The sequence below is a fragment of the Photorhabdus asymbiotica genome (assembly GCF_003634575.1).
GTDB lineage: Bacteria > Pseudomonadota > Gammaproteobacteria > Enterobacterales > Enterobacteriaceae > Photorhabdus > Photorhabdus asymbiotica.
Window position 1 is genome coordinate 1,180,172 of the sequence record NZ_RBLJ01000001.1, and the last position, 25,066, is coordinate 1,205,237.

At 42.2% G+C, this 25,066-nt stretch carries 17 protein-coding genes and 1 tRNA gene; 4 read left to right on the top strand and 14 right to left on the bottom strand.

Going from position 1 to position 25,066, the window contains the following annotated elements:
- The first annotated feature begins 86 nt into the window (after positions 1 to 86).
- On the top strand, positions 87 to 1,361 hold the full coding sequence (locus BDD30_RS05230) for a bifunctional O-acetylhomoserine aminocarboxypropyltransferase/cysteine synthase (protein WP_015833388.1): 1,275 nt from the start codon (positions 87 to 89) through the stop codon (positions 1,359 to 1,361).
- 111 nt (positions 1,362 to 1,472) lie between these two features.
- Here BDD30_RS05230 and BDD30_RS05235 read toward each other — a convergent pair whose 3' ends face one another.
- Together BDD30_RS05235 and BDD30_RS05240 are read right to left on the bottom strand one after the other, a co-directional pair.
- A complete protein-coding gene (locus tag BDD30_RS05235) occupies positions 1,473 to 3,554 on the bottom strand; it encodes a TonB-dependent copper receptor (protein WP_197535153.1) in 2,082 nt (693 codons plus the stop codon).
- Positions 3,555 to 3,706: 152 nt separating this feature from the next.
- Entirely contained in the window at positions 3,707 to 4,189 is a 483-nt protein-coding gene (locus BDD30_RS05240; RefSeq protein WP_015833386.1) for a DUF2946 domain-containing protein, read from the bottom strand.
- A 975-nt stretch (positions 4,190 to 5,164) separates the two neighbouring features.
- On the opposite strand from BDD30_RS05240, the gene BDD30_RS05245 reads away from it, so the two are divergent.
- Positions 5,165 to 6,856, top strand: coding sequence for a glycoside hydrolase family protein (locus BDD30_RS05245; protein ID WP_147408120.1), 1,692 nt, complete (start codon positions 5,165 to 5,167; stop codon positions 6,854 to 6,856).
- Positions 6,857 to 7,068: 212 nt separating this feature from the next.
- On the opposite strand, the gene BDD30_RS05250 is transcribed toward BDD30_RS05245, so the two are convergent.
- The 4 genes from BDD30_RS05250 to prpB all read right to left on the bottom strand — a co-directional run bounded on the left by BDD30_RS05250 (position 7,069) and on the right by prpB (position 12,654).
- Positions 7,069 to 8,955, bottom strand: a complete 1,887-nt coding sequence (locus BDD30_RS05250) for a propionate--CoA ligase (protein ID WP_015833383.1) — start codon at positions 8,953 to 8,955, stop codon at positions 7,069 to 7,071.
- Positions 8,956 to 9,025: 70 nt separating this feature from the next.
- On the bottom strand, positions 9,026 to 10,477 hold the full coding sequence (locus tag BDD30_RS05255) for a bifunctional 2-methylcitrate dehydratase/aconitate hydratase (RefSeq protein ID WP_015833382.1): 1,452 nt from the start codon (positions 10,475 to 10,477) through the stop codon (positions 9,026 to 9,028).
- A 58-nt stretch (positions 10,478 to 10,535) separates the two neighbouring features.
- On the bottom strand, positions 10,536 to 11,702 hold the full coding sequence (gene prpC, locus BDD30_RS05260; RefSeq protein WP_015833381.1) for a bifunctional 2-methylcitrate synthase/citrate synthase: 1,167 nt from the start codon (positions 11,700 to 11,702) through the stop codon (positions 10,536 to 10,538).
- A 61-nt stretch (positions 11,703 to 11,763) separates the two neighbouring features.
- On the bottom strand, positions 11,764 to 12,654 hold the full coding sequence (gene prpB, locus BDD30_RS05265; protein WP_015833380.1) for a methylisocitrate lyase: 891 nt from the start codon (positions 12,652 to 12,654) through the stop codon (positions 11,764 to 11,766).
- Between the two features lie 304 nt (positions 12,655 to 12,958).
- On the opposite strand from prpB, the gene prpR reads away from it, so the two are divergent.
- Positions 12,959 to 14,641, top strand: coding sequence for a propionate catabolism operon regulatory protein PrpR (prpR, locus tag BDD30_RS05270; RefSeq protein WP_015833379.1), 1,683 nt, complete (start codon positions 12,959 to 12,961; stop codon positions 14,639 to 14,641).
- A 12-nt stretch (positions 14,642 to 14,653) separates the two neighbouring features.
- On the opposite strand, the gene BDD30_RS05275 is transcribed toward prpR, so the two are convergent.
- Positions 14,654 to 15,625 carry a GlxA family transcriptional regulator gene (locus BDD30_RS05275; RefSeq protein WP_015833378.1) on the bottom strand — a complete coding sequence of 324 codons (972 nt, stop codon included), beginning with the start codon at positions 15,623 to 15,625 and terminating at the stop codon, positions 14,654 to 14,656.
- Positions 15,626 to 15,804: 179 nt separating this feature from the next.
- On the opposite strand from BDD30_RS05275, the gene BDD30_RS05280 reads away from it, so the two are divergent.
- Positions 15,805 to 16,650: a DJ-1/PfpI family protein gene (locus tag BDD30_RS05280; protein ID WP_015833377.1), complete on the top strand. Its 846-nt coding sequence runs from the start codon at positions 15,805 to 15,807 to the stop codon at positions 16,648 to 16,650.
- A gap of 176 nt (positions 16,651 to 16,826) precedes the next feature.
- On the opposite strand, the gene nudI is transcribed toward BDD30_RS05280, so the two are convergent.
- The 7 genes from nudI to prfB all read right to left on the bottom strand — a co-directional run bounded on the left by nudI (position 16,827) and on the right by prfB (position 23,492).
- A complete protein-coding gene (gene nudI / locus BDD30_RS05285) occupies positions 16,827 to 17,252 on the bottom strand; it encodes a nucleoside triphosphatase NudI (RefSeq protein WP_015833376.1) in 426 nt (141 codons plus the stop codon).
- Between the two features lie 80 nt (positions 17,253 to 17,332).
- On the bottom strand, positions 17,333 to 18,097 hold the full coding sequence (locus BDD30_RS05290) for a deoxynucleoside kinase (protein WP_015833375.1): 765 nt from the start codon (positions 18,095 to 18,097) through the stop codon (positions 17,333 to 17,335).
- Positions 18,094 to 18,963, bottom strand: coding sequence for a radical SAM protein (locus BDD30_RS05295; RefSeq protein WP_015833374.1), 870 nt, complete (start codon positions 18,961 to 18,963; stop codon positions 18,094 to 18,096). The genes BDD30_RS05290 and BDD30_RS05295 overlap by 4 nt, the downstream gene beginning before the upstream one ends.
- Before the next feature lie 640 nt (positions 18,964 to 19,603).
- Positions 19,604 to 20,236, bottom strand: a complete 633-nt coding sequence (locus BDD30_RS05300; protein ID WP_015833373.1) for a CatB-related O-acetyltransferase — start codon at positions 20,234 to 20,236, stop codon at positions 19,604 to 19,606.
- A gap of 412 nt (positions 20,237 to 20,648) precedes the next feature.
- Positions 20,649 to 20,722: transfer RNA gene (locus BDD30_RS05305), tRNA-Gly, on the bottom strand.
- A 147-nt stretch (positions 20,723 to 20,869) separates the two neighbouring features.
- Entirely contained in the window at positions 20,870 to 22,384 is a 1,515-nt protein-coding gene (lysS, locus tag BDD30_RS05310; protein WP_015833372.1) for a lysine--tRNA ligase, read from the bottom strand.
- A 9-nt stretch (positions 22,385 to 22,393) separates the two neighbouring features.
- Positions 22,394 to 23,492, bottom strand: a protein-coding gene (gene prfB / locus BDD30_RS05315; protein ID WP_121302561.1) for a peptide chain release factor 2 whose coding sequence is annotated in 2 segments (ribosomal slippage) — positions 22,394 to 23,416 and positions 23,418 to 23,492 — 1,098 coding nt in all. Because the reading frame shifts where the segments join, the coding sequence is not laid out codon by codon here.
- Between the last annotated feature and the right edge of the window lie 1,574 nt (positions 23,493 to 25,066).

Sequence of the window (25,066 nt, forward strand, 5' to 3'; positions counted from 1 at the left end):
AAATGGGACTATGGTTCTAATAAAAACCACTACAACTATTCACCCAAAATACATGTCATCTTACCGATATAAAGAAGAGATCAAAAATGAAACCAGAAACTCTTGCTATCCACGGCGGATATTCTCCTGACCCAACAACTAAAGCTGTTGCCGTTCCTATCTATCAAACGACATCTTATGCGTTTGACGATACTCAACACGGCGCCGATCTGTTTGATTTAAAGGTCGAGGGAAACATCTATTCCCGTATTATGAACCCAACCAATGACGTACTAGAAAAACGGGTTGCTCTACTTGAAGGCGGGATAGCCGCATTAGCCGTTGCATCGGGTATGGCTGCCGTTACCTGCGCAATTCAATCCATTGCTAGCATCGGAGATAACATTGTATCCGTCGCTAAGTTATATGGCGGTACTCATAACCTGCTGGCTCACACATTACCTCGATTCGGTATTGAGACCCGATTTGCTGAACACAACGATATTGCCGCATTAGAATCACTGATTGATGATCGTACTAAAGCGGTATTTTGTGAATCTATCGGTAATCCAGCGGGTAACATTGTTGATCTGAAAAAATTTGCAGAAGTGGCTCATCGTCATGGCGTTCCCTTAATTGTTGACAATACTGTCGCCACCCCTGTACTTTGCCGCCCCTTCGAGCATGGCGCTGACATTGTTATTCACTCTCTAACCAAGTATATGGGAGGGCATGGTAACTCTATTGGTGGCATTATTGTGGATTCTGGCAATTTCCCCTGGAAAAAGCATCAGCAACGCTTTGCGATATTAACTACTCCAGACCCGTCCTACCATAACGTCACCTATACCGAGCAATTCGGCAAAGCTGCATTTATCGGACATTGTCGTGTCGTACCGTTACGTAATATGGGAGCAGCATTGTCTCCTTTTAATGCCTTCCTTATTTTACAAGGATTGGAAACACTGGCGTTAAGAATGGAGCGTCATACTGAAAATGCACTGAAAGTTGCTCATTATCTGCAAGATCACCCTCAAGTTAGCTGGGTAAAATATGCAGGACTGCCAAACCATCCAGAACATGAACTGGCACAACAGTATGTCAATGGGAAACCATCGGCGCTCCTTTCCTTTGGTATTAAAGGTGGAAAAGAATCCGGTGCAAAATTTATTGACGCGTTAAAGCTGATTGTGCGCCTGGTTAATATTGGTGATGCTAAATCACTCGCTTGCCACCCAGCGTCAACAACTCACAGCCAATTAAATGATGAGGAGTTAATTAAAGCCGGCGTATCACATGATATGATCCGTCTATCAATCGGCATTGAACATATTGATGATATTATTGCCGATCTTGCCCAAGCTTTGGATGCATCGAAATAATTCAGAATAACCATATACACACCCCGTTTTGATGAGGCTGTCGCAAAAGGACGGGGTTTTACGGCGCATCGGATAAATAGTGGCGTCCAATCACTGGACGCCACTTTCTAATTAAAATGTGACATTCATTTTAGCCCACACCGTCCTACCCGGTTCATTCACTGAAGTATTCGCTGAATAACCAAAGGTGCTATTACCGGCAAGGTTAAGATGTTCGCTGTATTCTTTATCTAAAATATTGTCGATGCCAGCGCTAACTTTGACATTTTTATTAACCTTATAAGCAACGTTCGCAGAAAGTACACCAAAACCTGGGCTGCTTTCAAAATCTTTACCAACCACGTTTCCTTGATTTACAGCAATCCGATGTTGACTGCTCACCAAACGCCACAAACCGGTACTACTCCAATCGCCACGTTCATAAGTCAATCCAAAACGGGCTTCCAGAGGTGGAATCTGAGGCATCGGCTTATTATCCGTGGTGTTTTCCCCCCAGGAATAAGCCAGGCTGGCATCCGTTTTCCAATGCTCTGTCAGTTGATAACCAAAGCCCATCTCTCCCCCCATAATATTGGCATTGACATTATCAGCCTGACTAATGCGGGCATTGTGCGGGCTATATCTAAATAAAATGAAATCATTTACACGCCCTACGTAAGCGGATACCCAGCTATTAAAACGTTCACTGGTATATTGAGCACCGATATCAAGTTGGGTAGTTTTCTCGCTTTTCACCCCATCAAAAGCGCTGGCACTGCCAGCCGGACCATATTTAGGCGAAAAGAGTTCCCAATAATCAGGAAAACGCTCGGTATAGCCAACACCGGCATAAAACATTAGTGGTACATCCGCAAGAGTATGCTCTAAGCGCATAAAACCACTTGGCAAGGTATCATTGCGTTCTTTCTCACTATTTCCAGCAAATCTTTTTACCAAAGTGCGATCAAGACGAGCACCGGTTATCAACTCACTCTGTTCTGTGGCATACCAGGTCAATTCACTAAACAAACCATAATTACGGAATTGGGCATCCTTTTGCCATGCACCGCCAGCTTTATTACGATGGGTATTGGTTTGCGTATCTGCACCACCTTCCAGTTTGAAGTCTTGCCATAGCCAGGTCCCCATCGCTCTCCCTCCCACGACACGGCGATCCAGTTGCATCGACATACCGTGGTTCATATTCATGTGCATACCACACATATGCTTACAGGTCGAAGAAGACATGCCCATGTTCGGAGAACGCAGGGTGATATTGTCCATAATATGGTTGGTGTAGTTGTAATAAACCTGAGCTTCAACTTTATCAAGAACTTCACTAATGTTAGATTTCTCAAAACGCAGGCCGAGACTTTCACGTTTGAATTGTGAGCCATCCATGCCACGTCCAGCATAGCGTGCCTCCCCATCACCTTTTCCTGCGGTCAATTCTAGCAAGGTATCTTTATCTGGCGTCCACCCTAATGCCAGATCACTATTCCATTTATCCCAACGAGACGGAACACGATACCCACTGCCATCTTTATAATCATCTGAACGGGATTTATTCCCCATTAAACGTAAATATCCCAATTCACTGCCGATACTGGCATCAACATTGCCATCCCAACGACTATTTGAACCCGTCAGTCCACTGGCATTGACCTTTACCCCCGGCTCATCGAATCGGGGATGTTCACGTTCAAACCTTATAGTACCTGCTGAAGCACCCGGCCCCCACAGCACGGATTGAGGCCCTTTAATCACCGTCAGCAAATCATAACTTTCCGGTGAAATATAAGATGAAGGTGCATCCATTCTGCCCGGACAAGCGCCCAACATTTCTGAACCATCAGTTAAGATCTTAAGCCTTGAACCAAACATTCCCCGAAATACCGGGTCACCATTAGTTCCACCATTACGGATTTGTGAAAACCCGGGTATGGTTTTTAAATAATCAGAGCCATCACTTGCTGGAACGGGCTGACGGGGAGTTTTTGGCGAAGTGACAATTGCCAAAGGAGAACGCAAAGGAGCTGTTACAGTGATTACATCGCCATCATTAATTTTGGGGCCATTCTGATGCTCATGTGAATCTGATGTAGTTTCAGCCGCATAGCCATTGAAAGCAGCTAACAGAAAAAGCGGCATTGCCGAACTAATACAACGAGATAACCTATTTTTTTTATGAGAATAATTTCTTTCAAACATCATTTTTCCTTAATGCGAATCCACCTCTTGAAAGATATCTCCCTCAAAAGTGGAATACGTCACAGAACCAAACCAAACAGTTTTGGCATAAACAGACTTTTCCTGACTTTACAATTAGCAGGACAAAGCATTTCGTTATGTTTAAATCAATGGGATCAGAGCTGTCCAGGCGGAGCGCGAGGTAACGAATCAGAAAAGATGAAATGCGGCAGAAAGGAAGCTACGGTTTGAATCGGTGGTGGTCGTGCAGTCAGCGAGGTTGACCAAAATAGCGGTGTATTCGCCAAATCCAGCATGGGTACATGGATCAAAAAAACGCAGTATCCACAGGCAATATCTTCCAACATCGACATACCACCACCAGCATGCATACCCATCTGCATGCCATCATGATGGTTAGTACCGGAAGAAACGTGTGATGCGGAAGAAACCTCAGAATGAGACATATTCCTGGGCATATCATCGTTAGATGATATCACCATATGGCAATCGACCACTTTCGATGAATGAGCCTCACCAATGCGCGCATGTTCCAGTGACCGAGAAATCACTGGCGCAATAAACAACATCAGTATCGCGAATATACCGAGCCAAGCTGGCTGGCGGCCCCGCGATGTGTAAAATTGGATCAGTGACACACTAAGCCTATTCTTGTAGAGAACACATTCAGGGCCGGGATTGTACGTATTTAACGACCAAATGTTAAAACACTTTATACAAGAATGTCGCTTTGACGACAAAATTTGATGTTTTTCTCAGGTTAGCGAGATGGATTATGTTCATTAACTCGACTAAAAATATCGAAAATCCAGCTTGTCATAATAACCGCATTCTTAACAAGATAAACGTAACGATAAAAGCCAACGGTACCTAACGTGAAACTAATTGCTCGCCCTTTACTATTTAGGAAACCATTGGCCGCATAATTTCTAAATAAATGACAACAATACCCACAATCTACGTGAATTCCAAATGAACACCGAACAAAATCACAGAGATTAACGTCACATGCAATAAGGTAGATTTGACTAAGTATATCTACACAATACTGTTTCCATATTGACTTTTACCATATAACCCATAGAGCTTCATATTACAGCCACATTTTTTTATCCTTTTACAAAAAACACTCATTAGAAAAACCTTAAGTCATGCAACTTTTTTCGATTGTAAACATCAGAAAAAATGCACACTTAAGGTCTCTATAGCTGAAATACAACACATGATAAATCGGAATAAGGAGGTCAGTCTTCCAGACGGAATTTCCGATTAATTAAGAATAGTCTTAAAAATAAACTCATTGATATTATTTTGTGATTTAGGTAACATTTTTTGACATGAACAGATATTCACCACACACGAATAATATCTGATTAATTTTTGACACTTAATTATTTAATTCTGATAGTTTTTCACTAGAAGGGAAAAAACAAAAAAAATTTACCTTTATGAACACTAATGAAAACAGATTATTGTACTGCATTAGTGCAGAAAAACAGCGTTTTGTTATAACAACATTGATAAAAAGATGCCCATTTAAGACACACCAGAAAATCAGCAAAAGAGCTGTTTCAATGAACCAGCACTAATTACATCTTTTTTTAGGGGCATATTTGAGGGAAGTTTTAATAAGAACTTTACTTGCTCCATTACTTAAACTTAAAACTCTGGAGAAAATTGTGACTTTATGTACCAAAACAGTTCCCAAAATTTGGGGCATCATTACTAAACAATTAAACATAAGCAACCATACATTCAAAATGTCGGCTTGGAAAAATCATTGCGAATCTGCGTTAAATGATGCTTTAGTTTATGCTCTGCATTCTTACCGATTCTTACTCCACCATTTGAGTGTGATTTACCGAAATATTTTATTGATCCCGTTTCTTCTTTGCGAATTATTATTGGCAACCCCATCATTCGCACAAACAGAGATACCTTTAAAAACATCAGATATTCGAACTTCTATCGGTCCAGTAGTAAAGGGTGGAGTATACAACTATGCGCCTTCCGTGATGTTGGACGGGGTATATCGGATGTGGTGGTGTGGTTCCGATCCCACTCATCCCGGTGACCATATTTTCTATGCCGAATCTTCATCTCTTGATGGCCCTTTCCGTGCCCGTGGGGGTAAAGATGCCTACCAGATTGTTTTTTCTCCTAATAAGGCGGTAGACGCATTTGATAAAGTCCATACCTGCGATCCCTCGGTCATACGAGTTAACGGCACATATTATATGTATTATGGTGGATGGAACAGTATTCGCACTGAAACCGGAGGTATAACAAAAATTGGCCTCGCAACCAGTACTGACGGAATTAACTGGACACGTGCAAATAATGGTAATCCGATAATCTTACCCGCTAACAAGAAACTAGATGGCAATCCTTATGGAGCAGGACAACCCTCCGTGTCCTATCTCAATGGCATGTTTTACCTTATGTACACCGATACGACCGGAGCAAATTCTCTAGATAAAATTTACGGCGGCGGGGGGCAATATGTCTTAAGATCTCCCAATCCAACCTTTCAAAGTGAAGTTGAAGAACTCACTCCTAATGGATTCGTCACAAAAACGGAAGAAAATCATACCGAATACCGTCAAAACTATTGGGTAAGCGTCGACATGCAGTTCTCAGATGCACTCAATGCATGGATAGTGGCTCACAATGATGGCTCCAGACTATCTTTAAGCTTTTATCCGCCAGACTTCTCTACGAAAATTTACAACGATGTCCAATTAAGTACCTCCACTGTAGAAGGTCCCGGTATTGTATCAAGACCGGATAAGCACTCAGTTGTCTCAAGTACCGGACAGTGCAGTATACTGCCAATCGATGTTATCAATGCAACTGCACGTAATTTCCCTCGTATGTCGCCTACAAATTTGGCACATATTGGTATCGACGTCAGTGCTGGAATGAGCTGTAAAAATATGCTTCCCAGTCAGGTAGCAAACATCTACGAAGGTTACGGAATCAAAGCAGCCGGTTTACCTTTAACATTTGTTATATCTGGAACGCGTTTTCAAGCTGAGTCAATTCGGACAATTCAGTTCTTAACTAAGAATTTCGTTGAAGTCACGCCTGAGATTTTCCATGTCATTCCATATGGCGCTTCATTAAAAATCGGTGCTCCCGTTATTGGTACAACTGGACAACCAGCCGCATTTCTTCTTGATTCCGCTAAATGGCCAGTAAATGGATTAAAGATAATCAGGGATAATAAATCATCTATTAAGATGGTACCGTCAGCTGAATACGATTCCTATCCAACAAAACATCCACTCTACCTGGTGCAATAAACATTTCACCCAACCGAGTCAAGCATAGCAACTTCTTAATATGCTGAGCTTCGATGTTACCTCATGGTCGTAGACACGATATTGAATGTTCACGGCCATATATTGACAAGATGAATTTTAGGATGAAATTTTCAAATTACCGATAAAACAATAATGCAAGCCATTGAATCTATAAACCTTTCCCTTGATTAGAGTAAGAATGTCAAGATCTGTTAGCGGAAAATAGCCTCTCGAATAACCTCTAATGAAGCAGGATTTTCAATCAGGGAAAGATCACCCGGCTCACGCCCTTCACATATTGCCTGCATGGTTCGACGCAACATTTTTCCTGAACGGGTTTTGGGAAGCTGAGAGACAAAATAGATCCGTGCCGGACGGCCCACACTGCCAATTTGTTTATTTACCAAACCCATCAAAACCGTTTCCAAAGAGGCAAAATGCTCAGCATTCTGGATTTCCCTTCCATCCTTGAGGACGACAAAAGCCACCGCAACTTGCCCTTTGACGGCATCCTTGATACCAACAACAGCCACTTCAGCAACATCTTCATGACTGGCAAGGCACTCTTCTATCTCTCTCGTTCCCAAGCGGTGTCCCGCAACGTTAATCACATCATCCGAACGTCCCAAAATAAAATAATAGCCGTCACTATCACGGATACCCCAATCGAACGTGGAATAAACAGAATGATCGAAGTGTCGCCAATAAGTATTGATAAAACGCGGATCATCACCATAGATAGTTTGGATACAACCGGGTGGCAAAGGCCCCTCAACAACCAGCATCCCTTTTTCGTTATCACCACACTCTTCGCCGGTGAGTTCATTAATGAGCTTGACATGAAAACCATACATCGGAAAACCCGTACTACCAAATCGGCTCGGTCTGTCATCCAAGCTGCGGGCAATCGCCATAATCGGCCAACCTGTCTCAGTCTGCCAGTAATTATCAATAACAGGGACGTTGATAGCCTCAGCTATCCAACGCGCAGTATGCTCATCAAGCGGTTCTCCCGCCAAATATAACGACTTAAGTGATGAAATATCGTATTGTTCAATATATTCAACCGGATATTTTTTCAATACACGAATAGCCGTAGGTGCCGAAAACATCCGTGTTACCTGATACTTTTCCACGATCTTCCACCAAATGCCTGCATCCGGCTGTATCGGCAGCCCTTCATACATGATCGTCGCCATTCCCGCGATCAAAGGGGCATAAGCAATATAAGAATGCCCTACAACCCAGCCAATATCTGACGTACAGAAAAACACCTCTCCAGCTTTACCTCCAAAAATAACATCCATGGATGTTGCTAATGCGACAGCATAGCCTCCAACATCACGTTGTACTCCCTTTGGGGTGCCCGTCGTGCCAGAGGTATAGAGCACACAGGAAGTCTCATTGGATTCAAGCCAAGTCACAGGAACATCAGCATCAAGGTATTGCTGTCGCAATGTCGCAAAATCGATATCTCTTTCAGGCAACCAAGCCATTTCAGCCAGTCCACGATTAACCATCAGCACATGGCGAGGTTGGTAGTTCGCCAGTTCGATAGCTTCATCTAACAACGGTTTGTAAGGAATGATTTTTCCACCGCGCGATCCCCCATCAGCAGATACCACCAGCACCGGCTCGGCATTATCCAACCGTGTGGCAAGACTATGGGAAGCAAAACCACCGAAGACAACCGAGTGAATAGCCCCGATACGAGCACAGGCAAGCAAAACAAACAGCGCTTCAGCCATCATCGGCATATAAACCAAAACTCTGTCACCTTTTTTCACGCCCAAAGAGAGCATCATAGCGGCGGTTCTATTCACTTCCTGATGTAATTCCTTGAACGTGAATACTTTCTCACTATTCGTTTCGGTTGAGATCGTGATGAGCGCTTTAGCATCAGGCTGGCTTTCCAACCAACGATCTAGCGCGTTGTAACACAAGTTGGTTTTTCCTCCGCAAAACCAACGGGCAAAAGGAGGATTACTATGATCTAAAACCTGCTCAAAAGGGTGTTGCCAGAAAATACGTTGAGCCTGTTCAGCCCAAAAAGAGTCTGGCTCATTAATGGATTGCTGATAAAAAGTTTTGAATGACATAGTCTCTCCTGGTGCTGCGTAAATGATAGGGGCAGCACTCTGGGAGAGCAGCCGCTGATAGCATTTCAGATCATATAACGTATAAATCAAGGTATTCATTTACCGGCATGTTTTCCAGCAATGAACGATCAAGGGAAATAGACAGAATTTTCCTCTGCTGGGATTCAGGGAATTGACGTGCCAGATTGGTTTTGAATTTTTCCAGCAATAATGGCATACCTTCTTTACGACGACGAGCATGTCCAATAGGGAATTCAACCTTAACTTCATCAAGTTGGCTGCCATCTGCTAACGTAACCGTTAATGCATTGGCAATAGCGCGTTTTTCTGGATCGTGATAATCACGGGTAAAATCAGGATCTTCAACACACACTATTTTTTCCCGCAGTGCATCAATACGGGGATCTGCCGCGACGCTATCTTCGTAATCCGCAGCAGTGAGACGACCCAAAATCAAAGGCACTGCAACCATATATTGAATACAGTGGTCTCTGTCAGCGGGATTATTTAATGGACCTTGTTTATCGATAATCCGAATACACGCCTCATGGGTACGAATAGTGATTTTTGCAATGTCATCAATGGTCTTACCGATGTCTTTCAATTGCTGATGCAGACTCATTGCCGCTTCCACCGCAGTTTGTGCATGAAATTCTGCCGGGAAAGCGATCTTAAACAGCACATTTTCCATCACATAAGAACCATATGGACGCTGGAATTTAAAAGGCTGACCATTGAACAGGACATCATAAAATCCCCAAGTTTTTGCAGTTAACACCGAGGGATAGCCCATTTCACCCTTTTGTACCATCAGAGCTAAGCGAACCGCACGCGATGTCGCATCACCCGCAGCCCAAGATTTACGCGAACCCGTATTAGGAGCATGACGGTACGTTCTCAACGCTTGCCCATCAACCCAAGCGAGCGACACGACATTCAGAATCTCTTCTCGATTCAACCCCAGCATTTCAGCAACAACGGCTGCCGAGGCCACTTTTACCAGAACAACGTGATCCAGCCCAACTTTGTTGAACGCATTCTCCAATGCAAGGCATCCCTGAATCTCATGTGCTTTGATCATACCGATCAAAACATCTTTGATCGTAAGAGGCTTTTTCCCACCCGCGACGGCATTTCTCGATATCCAATCAGCCACTGCCAATATGCCACCGAGATTGTCGGATGGATGTCCCCATTCCGCCGCAAGCCATGTGTCATTGAAATCCAACCACCGAATCATCGTACCAATGTTAAATGCCGCCTGTACGGGATCAAGCTGGAACTGGGTTCCCGGTACCCGTACACCATTGGGCACAACCGTACCTGGCACAATCGGCCCCAGCAGTTTCTTACAGGCCGAATATTCTAAGGCTTCTAGCCCGCAGCCTAGCGTATCCAGAAAGCAGTAATAAGCTGTTTCATGGGCGATGGATGATGTGACGGTATATTCCATAACATAATCCACAATATCCACAATCACCTGATCGTAGGCAGGACGGTTATTTGCAACAGAGGTAGACATAATAATTCCTTGTTAAAAAAACATTAATACAGGAAACCCTACACCAGAAATAATAATGTTATCCACGTTCATCAATTGACATAAATACCTGATTTTCTGGTCCAGTATAGTTGGCCGAAGGGCGGATAATTTTGTTATCAATCCGCTGTTCAATGATGTGAGCAGCCCATCCCGCGGTACGAGCCATCACAAATAACGGCGTAAACATTGCGGTTGGCACCCCCATCATGTGATAGGAAACCGCAGAGAACCAATCAAGATTCGGGAACATTTTTTTATTAGCCCACATCACAGATTCCAGTCGATCCGCAATATCAAACATTTTGGTTGTTCCAGCCTGTCTGGAAAGTTTCAAAGCTAAATCTTTAATCACTTGGTGACGAGGATCTGAGATGGTGTAAACCGGATGGCCAAAGCCGATAATGACCTCTTTCCTTTCCAGACGTGCCAAGATATCTCTCTCTGCTTCGTCAGGATTTTCATAACGCTGCTGAATTTCAAAAGAGACTTCATTTGCTCCACCATGTTTTGGTCCTCGTAATGCGCCAATCGCCCCGATGATAGCGGAGTAAATATCTGTGCCCGTTCCTGCGATAACCCGACTGGTAAATGTTGAAGCATTAAATTCATGTTCTGCATAAAGGATCAGGGATGTATGCATAGTTTTTTCCCATGATTCACTGGGTTTTTCACCATGCAGAAGGTGAAGAAAATGCCCACCTATTGACTCATCATCGGTTTCTACCTCGATGCGGCGCCCGTTATGGCTATAGTGATACCAGTAGAGCAACATGGAACCGAAAGAGGCCAGCAATCTGTCAGCGATATCACGCGCACCCGCAAGATTATGATCGTCTTTCTCCGGTAATGTGCAGCCAAGAACAGAAGCTCCAGTACGCATAACATCCATAGGATGAGCGGCTGCGGGCAATGTTTCCAGTGCAGCCTTGACGCTACCCGGCAAGCCTCGCAGTGCTTTTAATTTCGTTTTATAGGCAATCAGTTCAGCGCGAGAAGGCAGTTTTTCATGGATCAACAGGTACGCGACTTCCTCAAATTCACATTGGGTTGCAAGATCAAAAATATCGTAACCACGGTAGTGCAAATCGTTACCGGTTTTTCCAACTGTACAAAGTGCTGTGTTACCTGCACTGATTCCTGAAAGGGCAACCGATTTTTTAGGCTTGAATGTGGTTGCTTCAGTCATCGTATTCTGTTCGCTCATGGGTATCACCTCTACCGTTTTATGCCATATAAAGTGATGAAATTAGATGGAACTCTGTTTGTCATTGAGATTTTTTCTGGGAGAAAAGTGCATCCAGCTTTTGTTCAAAATCATAGTAGTTGATGCTTTCGTATAACTCGTTACGCGTCTGCATCATGCTGATCACGTTCTTCTGGGTTCCTTCGCGCCGTAGAGTGGTGTAAACCTGTTCGGCAGCCTTATTCATTGCCCGGAAGGCAGAAAGCGGGTAAAGCGCGATGGATACATCCACACTTTTCAACTCTTCAGTCGTGAAAAGTGGGGTCGCCCCAAATTCGGTAATGTTAGCCAGCACTGGAACCCTGGTTGTTGACGCAAATGTTTTATACATGTGTAATTCAGTGATCGCCTCAGGAAACAGCATATCTGCCCCTGCTTCAATATAGGCTTTGGCTCTGTCAAGCGCCGCTTCTAATCCTTCAACAGCTAAAGCATCAGTACGGGCCATGATGATGAAATTCTCATCAGTGCGGGCATCGACTGCGGCCTTGATGCGATCAACCATTTCCCCTTTAGACACAATCTCTTTATTCGGGCGATGACCGCAGCGCTTGGCGCCGACCTGATCCTCAATATGTAATCCCGCAGCGCCAGCTTTAATCATTGAACGCACTGTGCGGGCCACATTAAAGGCAGAAGAGCCAAAACCGATATCAGCATCCACCAGCAATGGCAAATCACAAACGTCTGTAATACGACGAATATCTGTCAGCACATCATCCAGCGTTGAAATTCCCAGATCAGGCATACCCAATGATCCCGCCGATACACCGCCACCAGAAAGATAGATGGCTTTATACCCCGCCCGTTTTGCCAACAACGCATGATTCGCATTAATGGTGCCGACAACCTGTAATGGGGATTCAGCTTCTATAGCCCGACGAAATGCCAAACCAGCAGAGAAAAGCGCCATACACAACCCTATTGTTATTAAAATGAAATTCATTTGTTACAAAGCAATGTACGTGCCAATAGAGTGAAAGGTGATGAATAAACTTAAAAATAAAGATAACACTTGATATAATACATTGTTTTTAAATTAAAAAATAGCATTTAAGCTGTTTACTTTCCTGTAGGGAAGCATCGTTGATACAAAAACGTATTTGTTTCATAATGAATCAATTGTTGTTTCATGAAACATTAAAGAAACAAACTCGAAACATTAAATTATTGTGGTAGGGAAAAATAAAAACAGCGCACACTTAGGGGAGAACAGGATGGCAGAAACACAATCAGCAGAACGCGATAACAGTGACAAACCGGTCATTTGGACCGTATCGGTTTCCCGTCTTTTTGATCTATTCCGAGACATCACACCGGAGTTCGATCATCAGGCAGATATCACACCCATTCAACTTGGTTTTGAAAATGCGGTTCAGCACATCCGTAAACGCTTAACAACCGAACGTTGTGATGCGGTGCTCTGTGCCGGCTCCAATGGAGCCTATCTGAAAAGCCGTTTGTCAGTACCTGTTATCATTGCTAAAGCCAGCGGGTTTGATTTTATGCAGGCATTAGCTCGTGCACGACAAATCAGCTCCCGCATTGGCGTTATCACCTACCAAAATACCTTGCCTGCACTGGAAGAATTTCAGCAACGGTTCAACCTACGCATTGAACAGCGCAGCTACGTCACGGAAGAAGATGCTCGTGCCCAAGTCAATGCATTAAAAGCCATCGGCATTAAAGTGATTGTTGGTGCCGGGCTGATTACCGATCTCGCCTATGAGGCTGAACTTGTGGGTGTCTTTGTCTATTCTGCGGATTCTATTCGCCAGGCATTCCATGATGCACTGGATATCGCCAGAATGACTAAGCTTGACCGGGCTGCAATGGCTGTCTATCCAACAGAGAATACCTTACATATCCGCCATACTCTCAATGATATCCAAGGGAATTCAGCAGCGATGGAACATATACGCAACACCATCATGCTATATGCCCGTTCGCCTGCCACAGTGCTGATACAGGGAGAAAGCGGCACAGGGAAGGAACTTGTCGCACAAGCTATTCACCATGAATATGCCCTGCGATACGGTCAAGTTACTGGTAAATATCAGCGTCCGTTTGTTGCCGTTAATTGCGGCGCTATTGCTGAATCCCTACTGGAAGCTGAACTGTTTGGTTATGAAGAAGGCGCTTTCACTGGCTCCCGGCGTGGAGGGCGCGCCGGTCTTTTTGAAGTCGCCCATAGAGGCACGCTATTTCTGGATGAAATTGGTGAAATGCCACTACCTCTTCAGACACGGCTATTGAGAGTGTTGGAAGAAAAATCTGTTGTCAGAGTAGGAGGGCATCGTCCAATTGCCGTTGATGTTCGGATCATTTGTGCCACCCATTGCGATTTGGATACCTGGGTCCAAGAAGGGCGTTTTCGAACAGACCTGTTCTACCGCCTGAGTGTATTACGAATCAACATTCCGGCTCTCAGGGAAAGGGGTAATGATATTAGTCTATTGGCGCTAGAATATCTGCGGCGAGCATTTGCTGCATTAAATTTGCCAATATCACAATCAAGAGTACAAGAACTTTCTGCCTGTCAGGAAGCATTACAAACCTATCATTGGCCCGGTAATGTCCGGGAACTGCGTAATCTGATGGAACGGCTCACGTTATACCTCAGTGCCCACCCTAAGCATACATTGACTCCAGCATTGATATTAGCCCTTTCACCGGAGCGCCAGCTTACATCCAGGCTGGCAGAAAAAAGCACGAAGTCCCTCCCTTCCCTGGCTAAGCAATCTTCACATGTTGCATCACTTTCAGTTCATGAAACCTTGAAACGATTTGCTGGCAATCACCGTGCAACAGCGGAATATCTGGGGGTCAGCCGCACTACGTTGTGGAGACGATTAAAACAGGAAAGGACCGGGAATACGGAAACACAGGACAAACGTTGACGAAAAAGTAATTTAAAGCGTCGTCTTGAAGCGCTTACGGTAGTCCTGTGGCGTACTACCAAACGCCCTGAAGAAACTACGGCGTAAAGTGTCTTCACTACCGAAACCACAACGGAATGCTATGCACTTGAGCGATAGCGTGGAGTCAACTAAAAGATGACGCACCGCTTCTAGGCGGAATCGCTCCACTGCTTTGGCTGGCGTAACTCCCACATGTTGACCGTAATGACGCACGAAACTGCGCTCACTCATATTGGCACGGGCGGCCAAGGCTGTCACTGAAAGGTCCCCGGCTAAATTGTTAGTCATCCAGGCGTGCAAATCGGCAAATTTACTCGTGCTACTTTGTAATGCCAATGGAACACTAAATTGTTCTTGCCCACCTGGACGTTTGAGAAACATAACAAGCTCCCGTGCAACATCCAGTGCCATCTTATGACCGAGATCTTCCTCCAGCAGCGCCAGAGCCAGATCGATGCCAGCGGTAACTCCGGCAGAAGTCCACACCGGGCCATCCTGAATAAAGATGGGATCACATTCCACCCGCAATTTACTGTAACGCTGGGCCAGTTCAGCACAACTGTTCCAGTGCGTGACAACTCTGCGGCCATCAAGCAATCCACAGGCAGCCAGAACAAATGCCCCACTACATATAGACACAATACGCCGGGCCAGCGATGCATGGCCCTTTAGCCAATTACGTAATGGCGGATAGTTCGCCGCTGACTCAACACCAATTCCCCCTGCAACAAGCAGAGTATCAGCGGGAGAATCCAGCTCAGGTAGAGGTTCTGCCTGCACCGTTATTCCGGCCTGCGTCATGACTTGCCCGGGATCGCAAGCCACAACTTTTATGGCATATGGCTGCCTGTAACCAGCCTTCTCCGCCAGCTCATTAGCTGTCGTAAAGACCTGCAATGGTCCTGAAAGATCCAACAGATTTACGTTAGGGAAGATCAGCAGATAGAGAGTTTTGATGTCCATAAGGCGATTATGACACTTGGCGTAAATCATCGCAATATTGGCATATACGCCAATTAACTAACGGTTACAGTTACCCCATGAATTCACTACCGGGAATACAAATATTCAGCGATTCGATTAAAGATAATGGGAAATGTATTTCGGTTCGCTTTTCAATCTCGATTAAGGACAATTTCGCTATGAAAAATATATCTATTGATAGAAGAAATTTTATTATTAAATCCGCACTGGCAATTTCATCGATAGGCACTTTTGCCAATCAGAACGCTTTTGCCAAGGAACGCCCCTCAACATTACCTGTGGCAATGAAAGCATCGTCTGAAGGAAAACCCACCCTCGCTTTTGTCATTTTTCCGGGCATGACACCACTTGATATGATTGGCCCCGCGACGGTTCTTGCGGTAGGAGAATGGTTAAATATTGAATATGTTTGGCGCGATTTACTTCCGGTACGCACTGAGCTGGAACATATCTCATTCTCACCGAGTATAACGTTTGAGCAGTTAGATAAAGTCGATATTTTATGTATTCCCGGTACAGGAAATCCTTATGCTTTACTCACCGAATTAGACATGCTTGATTGGATACATAAAGTGGGCAGTAAAGCGTCCTGGGTAACCAGCGTGTGTACAGGAGCTATCCTGCTAGGAGCCGCTGGCTTGCTGAAAGGATATAAAGCAGCGACTCATTGGTCGATGATGGACGATCTTGGCAAGTTCGGCGCGATGCCGATTAATAAAAGAGTCGTTATTGATAGAAATCGGGTCACAGGGGGCGGAGTGACTGCGGGTATTGATTTTGGTTTGACATTGCTCGCTGAAATTAAAGGTGAAGAACATGCACAAATAGCTCAATTGGCGCTGCAATATAACCCAAAACCTCCGTTCAATAGCGGGATTCCAGAATTCGCAGGAAAAGAAATAACCGATGCCACACATCAAGCTATATTGTCCAATGTGGAAAAACAGACGCCTGATTATCAAGAAATATTGACTAAAAGTGCCAATAGAATATCTAATATCTAATGAATCTATTTTCATATTATAAAAATTATATATAAGTAGAGTTCCCAACCAATGAATTTACTGCCCGCCTCACCAGCGTGGTACAGGAATAATTTATTTACTGAATATTAAAATGTTATTAACATTCCAAGCCAGCAATGCTGGCTCTCTTTTTAGAATAGACTTAAGAATTAATTTTAAATCAGATTTCTTTGCTTTAATGTTATTTTTGTTGCTTCATTTAAATCATATTTATATAAATCCTCCTTCATCACCCAAGCATAACTTTCAAATTCATCATTAATGATTATTTTGGTGTTTTTAGCATAGCAATTAAAAATAAGGTAAATCATATAAATTTCTTCTGTTGAGCCATCCTCATAAGTTTTTACTCTAATGTCATCCCTAAATGTCCAAGGCTCTATATGATCTAATTCCAACTCTGAACCTAACTCTTCTCGGATTTCACGTAAAAGAGCCTGTTCAATAGTTTCTCCCGCTTCAACTCCTCCTCCGGGGAGGGCCCATTGCCCTGGAAATACACCTTTGTTAGAAGGCATTTTGCACAACAAGTATTTGTTATCATATTCAATTAATGGGCATACAATAATGCGTTGACGCATGACTCTCTCCTATTTATACCCGTCATCCTTCAAGTTGCTGCTTTGTTGGCTGCTTTCACTCACCCCAGTCACATAGTTATCTATGCTCCTGGGGATTCGTTCACTTGCCGCTGCGCTGCAACTCGAAATTTATTGGGTATATAAAACAACTTGTTAATAACCGTATCAGTTATCTCGGTGCAAGTGAGCGATGGCTCAAAAACGATAACTTTCTCCCTCTCTTTTTCTGTTAATTTTGCGAAAAATTCATTATATTGCTTAAACCAGCCAGAAATCCAGATTTTTTTGGTTTCTTCATCTGGAAATTCCCTAGGTCTAATTCCTAATATTTCATCTCTTGCCAGATTATCAAGAGAAAACTCAACAGGAAAGTCCATAAATACGATTACATCCGGCTCAGGAAGATGATTTTTTATTTCATCCCAAATAACCAAATATGCGTCATGATCATCATTCGATATGTAGCCTTTTTCATACATAAACTCTATAAATATATAATCCTCTAAATGTGATCTTTCCATTACAAGATTATATCCCGCATCAATCCAAGCCTTTATTAATAATGCCCGTTGGATCATAAAGTTTATCTGAATGAGATAGCCATAGCGACGAGTATCAGAAAATAGTGACTGGAGAAAAGGATGATGAATAGCTTTTTCATCAATTGCTATTGTGTAGTTATCCAAGTTATATAATGCAGAACCTATTGATTTTAAAAGAGTACTCTTCCCAACCCCAGAATTTCCTGTTAAGCAAATATATTTAGGCTTCCGAACAGGAACATATTCCTGTGACGGTAATTTCCACGGATCTGAATAAAGATAATGCAACGATTTATTGTTCATTTTAATACTCTCTGTTGTTCTATCCAGAATCTATTATCCTGACATTTTTTTACTATTATTGGATTACCAAAGATTGACGAAAGAATTTTTTCCTTATCATCATTTTTCATATTACACAATAGCGTATAGTTCTCCCCATCTGGAATAATTATATCAAAATTAGGCTCCATAACGACATTTGCTTTATCCCTTTCTTCAAAAGTAGCCCAACTAATAGGAACATCAGGGAAATCTTCTTTCAGGGTTCTCATTTCATCAAGAAATACATATTTATCTATTTCCAATTTTTCACGTTTTTCTTTTCCTACACCTAATGGACAGAACTGATAAAATCGCCAAGATTGTACGCTATAAGGCAATCTGCTCACCCAAGAAACGATATCATGGAGCTTATTGATATTTGCATTGGAAACAACCGTGGTAAGTTTGATGTTTATTTTATTATTAACACCAGAAAGCCACTTTAATATATTTTTAACAACATGATGCTGGTTACTCATTTTCTCACTGCGAATATCGATGTTAACGTCTTTATCTATACCATCAATAGGGATACCAACCCAATCAAGAATATCATTTAGTTGCGCATGATCCATGGAAAAACGATGACCAACAGTAGAGAGATAAGTGAGAAAACCTTTTCTTTTCGCGTATTTTATCAATTCAATATAATCTTTTCTGCTGGTTGGCTCTCCACCGGTAAATCCTATTTTTCTGAATCCTATCTGGTACATTTTATCTATCACGGGTAAAATTTCAGTAGTTGTATTATCTGAAATCCCCGGATTTCTAAAACATAGATCACAACCAAGATTACAATACGATGTTATTCGAAAATCTAATAATAGTTCTTCAGGCTTGTACATAGATCCATCCTTTTTGATGAAAAATACCAACAAGATATTAACTAATTAGTATCATAATTTATATGGTTATTGTATGTGCTAAATCAAATTTTGGATGGTAATAAATCAGAAAAAAAAGAAATTAAAATCAAAATATGACGGATGTTGGAAATTATAGATTTCAATAGACAACAGCCGATGAAGAAATAAAAAAACTTTCACTCATTTATTGTTCTTTAACAAAATAGTAAATACCTGGAAAGACTTCGGAACAAATAATTCAGCGGGCTATCACACTTAATAAATAGCCCAGGTATTAACTGTTCAAATACTATTTCAATATAGAAAACCCAATACCAGACAAAAAAATATGACTTCAATCTTATACAAATAATATACCGCTTCTATGTAAAGTTTCGTGCACTTTTGCACGAACTTTTATGCCGATAAGGTATCGGAATAAGTCAATCGGCTATTTGTTCAAGCTTACTCCGGCTCATCACAATAATTTTCATTATTGTTGATAGACTCCTTTCGGAGAAATACCGTTTGCAGCTTGAATGCCGAAACGGTATTTCGGTTAATAATTAATAGACTTCGGTTAAATAATTCAGTAACGCGATATTGTTAAAATTATATTTATTGAATCCAGCTAAATTAACTACTTATCTGAATATAATTTTTCAGCGGATTTCAACGCCTTAATATCTGAAGCACAGAGATAGGGTTTTAAAGCATTAAATTTCTCTTCTGACCAATCATATATTTTTAACGCTAACAGTTCATTTATGATCTGCGGCTCAAATCGATATTTAACGAATTTCGCAGGCGATCCAGCCACAATACTATATGGCTCAACATCTTTAGTTACGACGCTATTAGCCGCGACGATAGCACCTTCTCCGATAGTGACACCTGGCATAACCATTGAACGAATACCAAGCCACACACCATCATGAATATGCGTATTACCTTTGCCTACATATGCCTCTTCAATATATTCCATAAATGGATATAAACAGAACCAATCTGCTCTGTGCGTATTGTTTCCACCCATAAGAATGATAGTTTCAGCACCTATGCAAACATAATCGCCAATATACAATTTATCAATTGGCCACTTAGACTCCCACTGAAGGCTGATCTTATCACCGTATAAATAACGCACGACAGATTCTTCAAAACTACCACTCCAACAATCACTATAGTAGCTATGTGTGCCTTTGATGATGATATTTTGATTAGTTACAGCTTCATGTAAAAGTTGGGTTTTCGACCAATGTTTTTCTTTCATGGTAAACAGCCTCTATATGATTATTTATTCACCATATACCCGTTATCTTTCAAGTCACCTCTTTGTTGGCTACACTCACCCCGGTCACCGAGTTATCTATACCTGTTATCTTTCAAGTTGCCTCTTTGTTGGCTGCACTCACTCACCCCAGTCACATAGTTATCTATGCTCCCGGGGATTCGCTCCCTTGCCGTCGCGATGCATCTTGAAATCTATTGGGTATATGCTCCCGAGGATTCGCCCCCTTGCCATCGCGATGCCTCTTGAAATCCATAAGGTATAGAATGCTTTCTATGGTGATGTATCCACATTCAAAATACATCACATCTAGCTGATTCGAGGTTGATTTAATAATGGGATTATTTTCATATTAGATAATATCTTAGCCATTAACTTTAGGAAGAGGCAAAACTGGAGCGAGCGAAGGGAATCGAACCCTCGTATAGAGCTTGGGAAGCTCTCGTTCTGCCATTGAACTACGCTCGCAGGGGATAACATAAATTATTATAGCGATTTAATTAGCGCCAGCAAGCCACTATTTATTTAAGTTGCTTGTATTTCAATCAATTGAAAATGACAACTCCCGTGGCGCTATTCCCTCGGGAGTTGTCATTTGAAACTTAATTCAGGTTATTATTTCTGTGGACGCATTGCCGGGAATAAAATAACGTCACGAATGGTATGGCTGTTAGTAAACAGCATTACCATGCGGTCAATACCAATACCCAAACCTGCGGTTGGTGGCATGCCATGTTCCAAAGCCGTTATATAATCTTCATCGTAGAACATCGCTTCGTCATCACCTTCATCTTTCTGACGAACCTGCTCAGCAAAGCGTTCTGCCTGATCTTCCGCATCATTCAATTCTGAGAAACCGTTACCAATTTCACGTCCACCAATAAAGAATTCAAAACGATCAGTGATAAACGGATTGTCATTATTACGACGCGCCAGCGGAGAAACTTCTGCCGGATATTCAGTGATAAATGTTGGTTGAATCAAGCGGCTTTCAGCCGTTTCTTCGAAAATCTCACACTGAACGCGGCCAAGGCCCCAACCTTTTTCCACGTCAATACCAAGAGATTCAGCGATAGCCACCGCTTTATCCATATCATCCAAATCAGCCATGTTAGTTTCAGGACGATATTTACAGATAGCTTCTTTCATGCTCATTTGGGCAAATGGTTTACCGAAATCGAATTCCTGCTCACCATATTTAACCCGTGTATCCCCCAAAACATTCTGAGCCAGGGTACGGAATAACTCTTCGATCAGTACAATCAGATCTTTGTAATCAGCATAAGCCATATAGAGTTCTAACATCGTGAACTCAGGGTTATGTCGTGGAGATACACCTTCGTTACGGAAGTTACGGTTAATTTCAAACACACGCTCAAAACCACCAACCACCAAACGTTTCAGGTAAAGCTCCGGCGCAATACGCAGATACATATCAATATCCAACGCATTGTGATGAGTGACAAACGGACGTGCCGCCGCACCACCAGGAATCACCTGCATCATCGGTGTTTCCACTTCCATAAAGCCTTTGCTGATTATAAAGTTACGCATCACGGACAAGACCTGAGAACGAATCTGGAAAGTCTTGCGCGATTCTTCATTAGCGATCAAATCCAGATAGCGCTGGCGGTAACGGGTTTCCTGATCTGCCAAACCATGAAATTTATCTGGCAATGGACGCAGAGCCTTAGTCAGCAGGCGCAGCTCAGTACAATGAATGGAAAGCTCACCGGTTTTAGTTTTAAACAACTTGCCACGAGCACCTAGAATGTCTCCCAAGTCCCATTTTTTAAACTGTTCGTTATAAATACCTTCCGGTAAATCATCACGGGCAACGTATAGCTGAATACGACCGCCCGCATCCTGTAGCGTGACAAAAGAAGCCTTACCCATGATGCGACGAGTCATCATACGACCACCAACTGTCACTTCAATATTCAGTGCTTCCAGCTCTTCCTGAGTCTTATCGTCATATTTTGCGTGCAATTCTTCTGACATGTTTTCACGATGGAAATCATTTGGGAAAGCAATGCCATTTTCACGTAAAGCCGCGAGTTTTTCACGGCGGGTTTGCAATTCATTATTTAAATCGGGAGCCTGTTCTGCACCCTGTTGTTGTTGTGACATTTTAGTTCCTCATAAGCCAGCTTTAAGGCTTGCTTCAATGAATTTATCCAGATCACCATCCAGCACTGATTGAGTATTACGAGTTTCAACACCGGTGCGTAAGTCTTTGATTCGTGAATCATCCAGAACATAAGAGCGGATTTGGCTACCCCAGCCAATATCAGATTTATTCTCTTCCATTTCCTGCCTATTAGCGTTCTTCTTCTGCATTTCCAGTTCATACAGCTTCGCTTTCAGCTGTTTCATTGCCTGGTCTTTATTTTTATGCTGAGAACGGTCATTCTGACACTGAGTCACAATGTTAGTTGGAATATGGGTAATACGCACTGCAGATTCTGTTTTGTTAACGTGCTGCCCACCCGCACCTGATGCACGATAAACGTCAATACGTAAGTCTGCCGGGTTAATTTCAATATCAATGTCATCATCCACTTCAGGATAGATGAACGCAGAACTGAATGAAGTATGGCGACGGCCACCAGAATCAAATGGACTCTTGCGGACTAAACGGTGAACACCGGTTTCAGTACGCAACCAACCATAAGCATAATCACCCATGATCCTAATAGTTGCTGATTTCAATCCGGCAACTTCACCATCTGATTCTTCAATGATTTCAGTTTTAAAACCTTTGGATTCAGCCCAACGCAGATACATACGCATCAACATACTTGCCCAATCCTGAGCTTCAGTACCGCCAGAACCTGCCTGCAAATCAAGATAACAGTTAGCACTGTCATACTCACCAGAGAACATACGGCGGAACTCTAACTGACCCAATTTGCCTTCAAGCTGTTCCAACTCTGCCACCGCTTCATGGAAAGTCTCTTCATCGTCAGCTTCTACGGCCAGTTCCAGCAAGCCTTGTACATCTTCCAGACCTTGCTCAAGCTGATCAATGGTCTCAACAATCTCTTCCAGTGAGGAGCGTTCTTTACCCAAAGCCTGTGCCCGTTCCGGCTCATTCCAGACATCAGGTTGCTCCAGTTCGGCATTAACTTCTTCTAAGCGTTCTTTTTTGACATCGTAGTCAAAGATACCCCCTCAGAACCGTTGTCCGTTCAGACAGGTCCTGAATGTGGTTTTTTACCGGATTAATTTCAAACATATTTTAGTGTCTTACGTTGTGTAGTCGTAAATAAATGGGATGTTTTTCGAACCGCGTATTGTAGCGGATTTAGCAAAGGGTTTATAGCACTTCAACCGATTTGTAACGTATTCATTGCTGCCAGTTTATGGAAATGTTCATGCATCGTCTTGGTTATTGATAAATCAAGCAAGATTCCCGTTGAGCTTGCACAGCACAAAATGGTCTGGCTGGAGATTTTACATCAGGCAAAGCTTTATCCCCTCTGGTAGTTGCAAAGATAAACTACGCCCGGCGCCCTGATAGATACGACATGACTAAAAACGGCTTATTTACTGCCCTATTTAATGATTTATCGACGATGTTATCCCTACATTTATCTTATATTTACCTAATCCGCTATAACTATTTGAAAGCATAAGTGCAGGGATATTAAAGTTTTTATATTAAAGGCAAATTTAAATCAATAAATGCACTTTTCAAAAAGATAGTTAACTGTATTTAATCGAAGCCCATTAACCATTAATAAAGAGTTGAAAAGCAATCGGTGTAAAAACGAATATTATCCGAACAGACAGGTATTTATACCCAATAGCTTTCTCGCCGTTATTTTATGCAGTAAATCCCCAAAATAACCAATAAAAAAATGGATAAAACGGTTAATCTGGCAAAGTTTAAGCCCTAAAAAAAGGGGGGATTATTCGTAAAAACATCAAGAGGATGCCTGATTAAAACTATTCAGGATTACCGGTAAAACAGCATCATTAAAACTAAAATCGACTATGATTAATGTTCATTAAACGTAAAACCACTATACCCGTTATCTTTCAAGTTGCCTCTTTGTTGGCTGCACTCACTCACCCCGGTCACATAGTTATCTATGCTCCCGGGGATTCGCTCCCTGGCCGTCGCGATGCATCTTGAAATCCATAGGGTATATATGCCATGACGATTAAATTTGTTAAAAATCAGGCGTTAAAAGTGGTTAAAACTTTATCCCGATTAAAACCAAGGATTAATACTATGACTTTTAAAATAGTTTAAAACTGGTTTATTATAAAACCATCAGTGAAAAATAAAAAAACTAACGCGGTGAATACTTATATCTCTTTTTGGAAAAAATGAAAATAAGAATATGAGTCGTTTAATCATAAAATATATTTTATAAAAGGGAATGATTTTATTAACGTTTTTAACCTGAAGTAAATTTTTTCGGATATATACCCAATAGATTTCGAGTTGCAGCGCGACGGCAAGTGAACGAATCCCCAGGAGCATAGATAACTATGTGACTGGGGTGAGTGAAAGCAGCCAACAAAGCAGCAACTTGAAAGATGAAGGGTATAGATTAAATAGTCATAATTAATACATTTTACCCCCCAAATAATAATTAAAAGATTGCTTTTCAATAAAAATTTCCTGATAAGATTTTCCCAAGATATTTATTAATGCTTCAATATTAACTGCCATTGTTTATATAACCTCTTTATCCAATAAAAACAGAAAATTGAAAAAACATTCAAATTATTAACCGGAATAATTTCCTTTTCAATAAATTGCTCTGCGGTTTTCTCTAAGTAATTCATTAAAATATT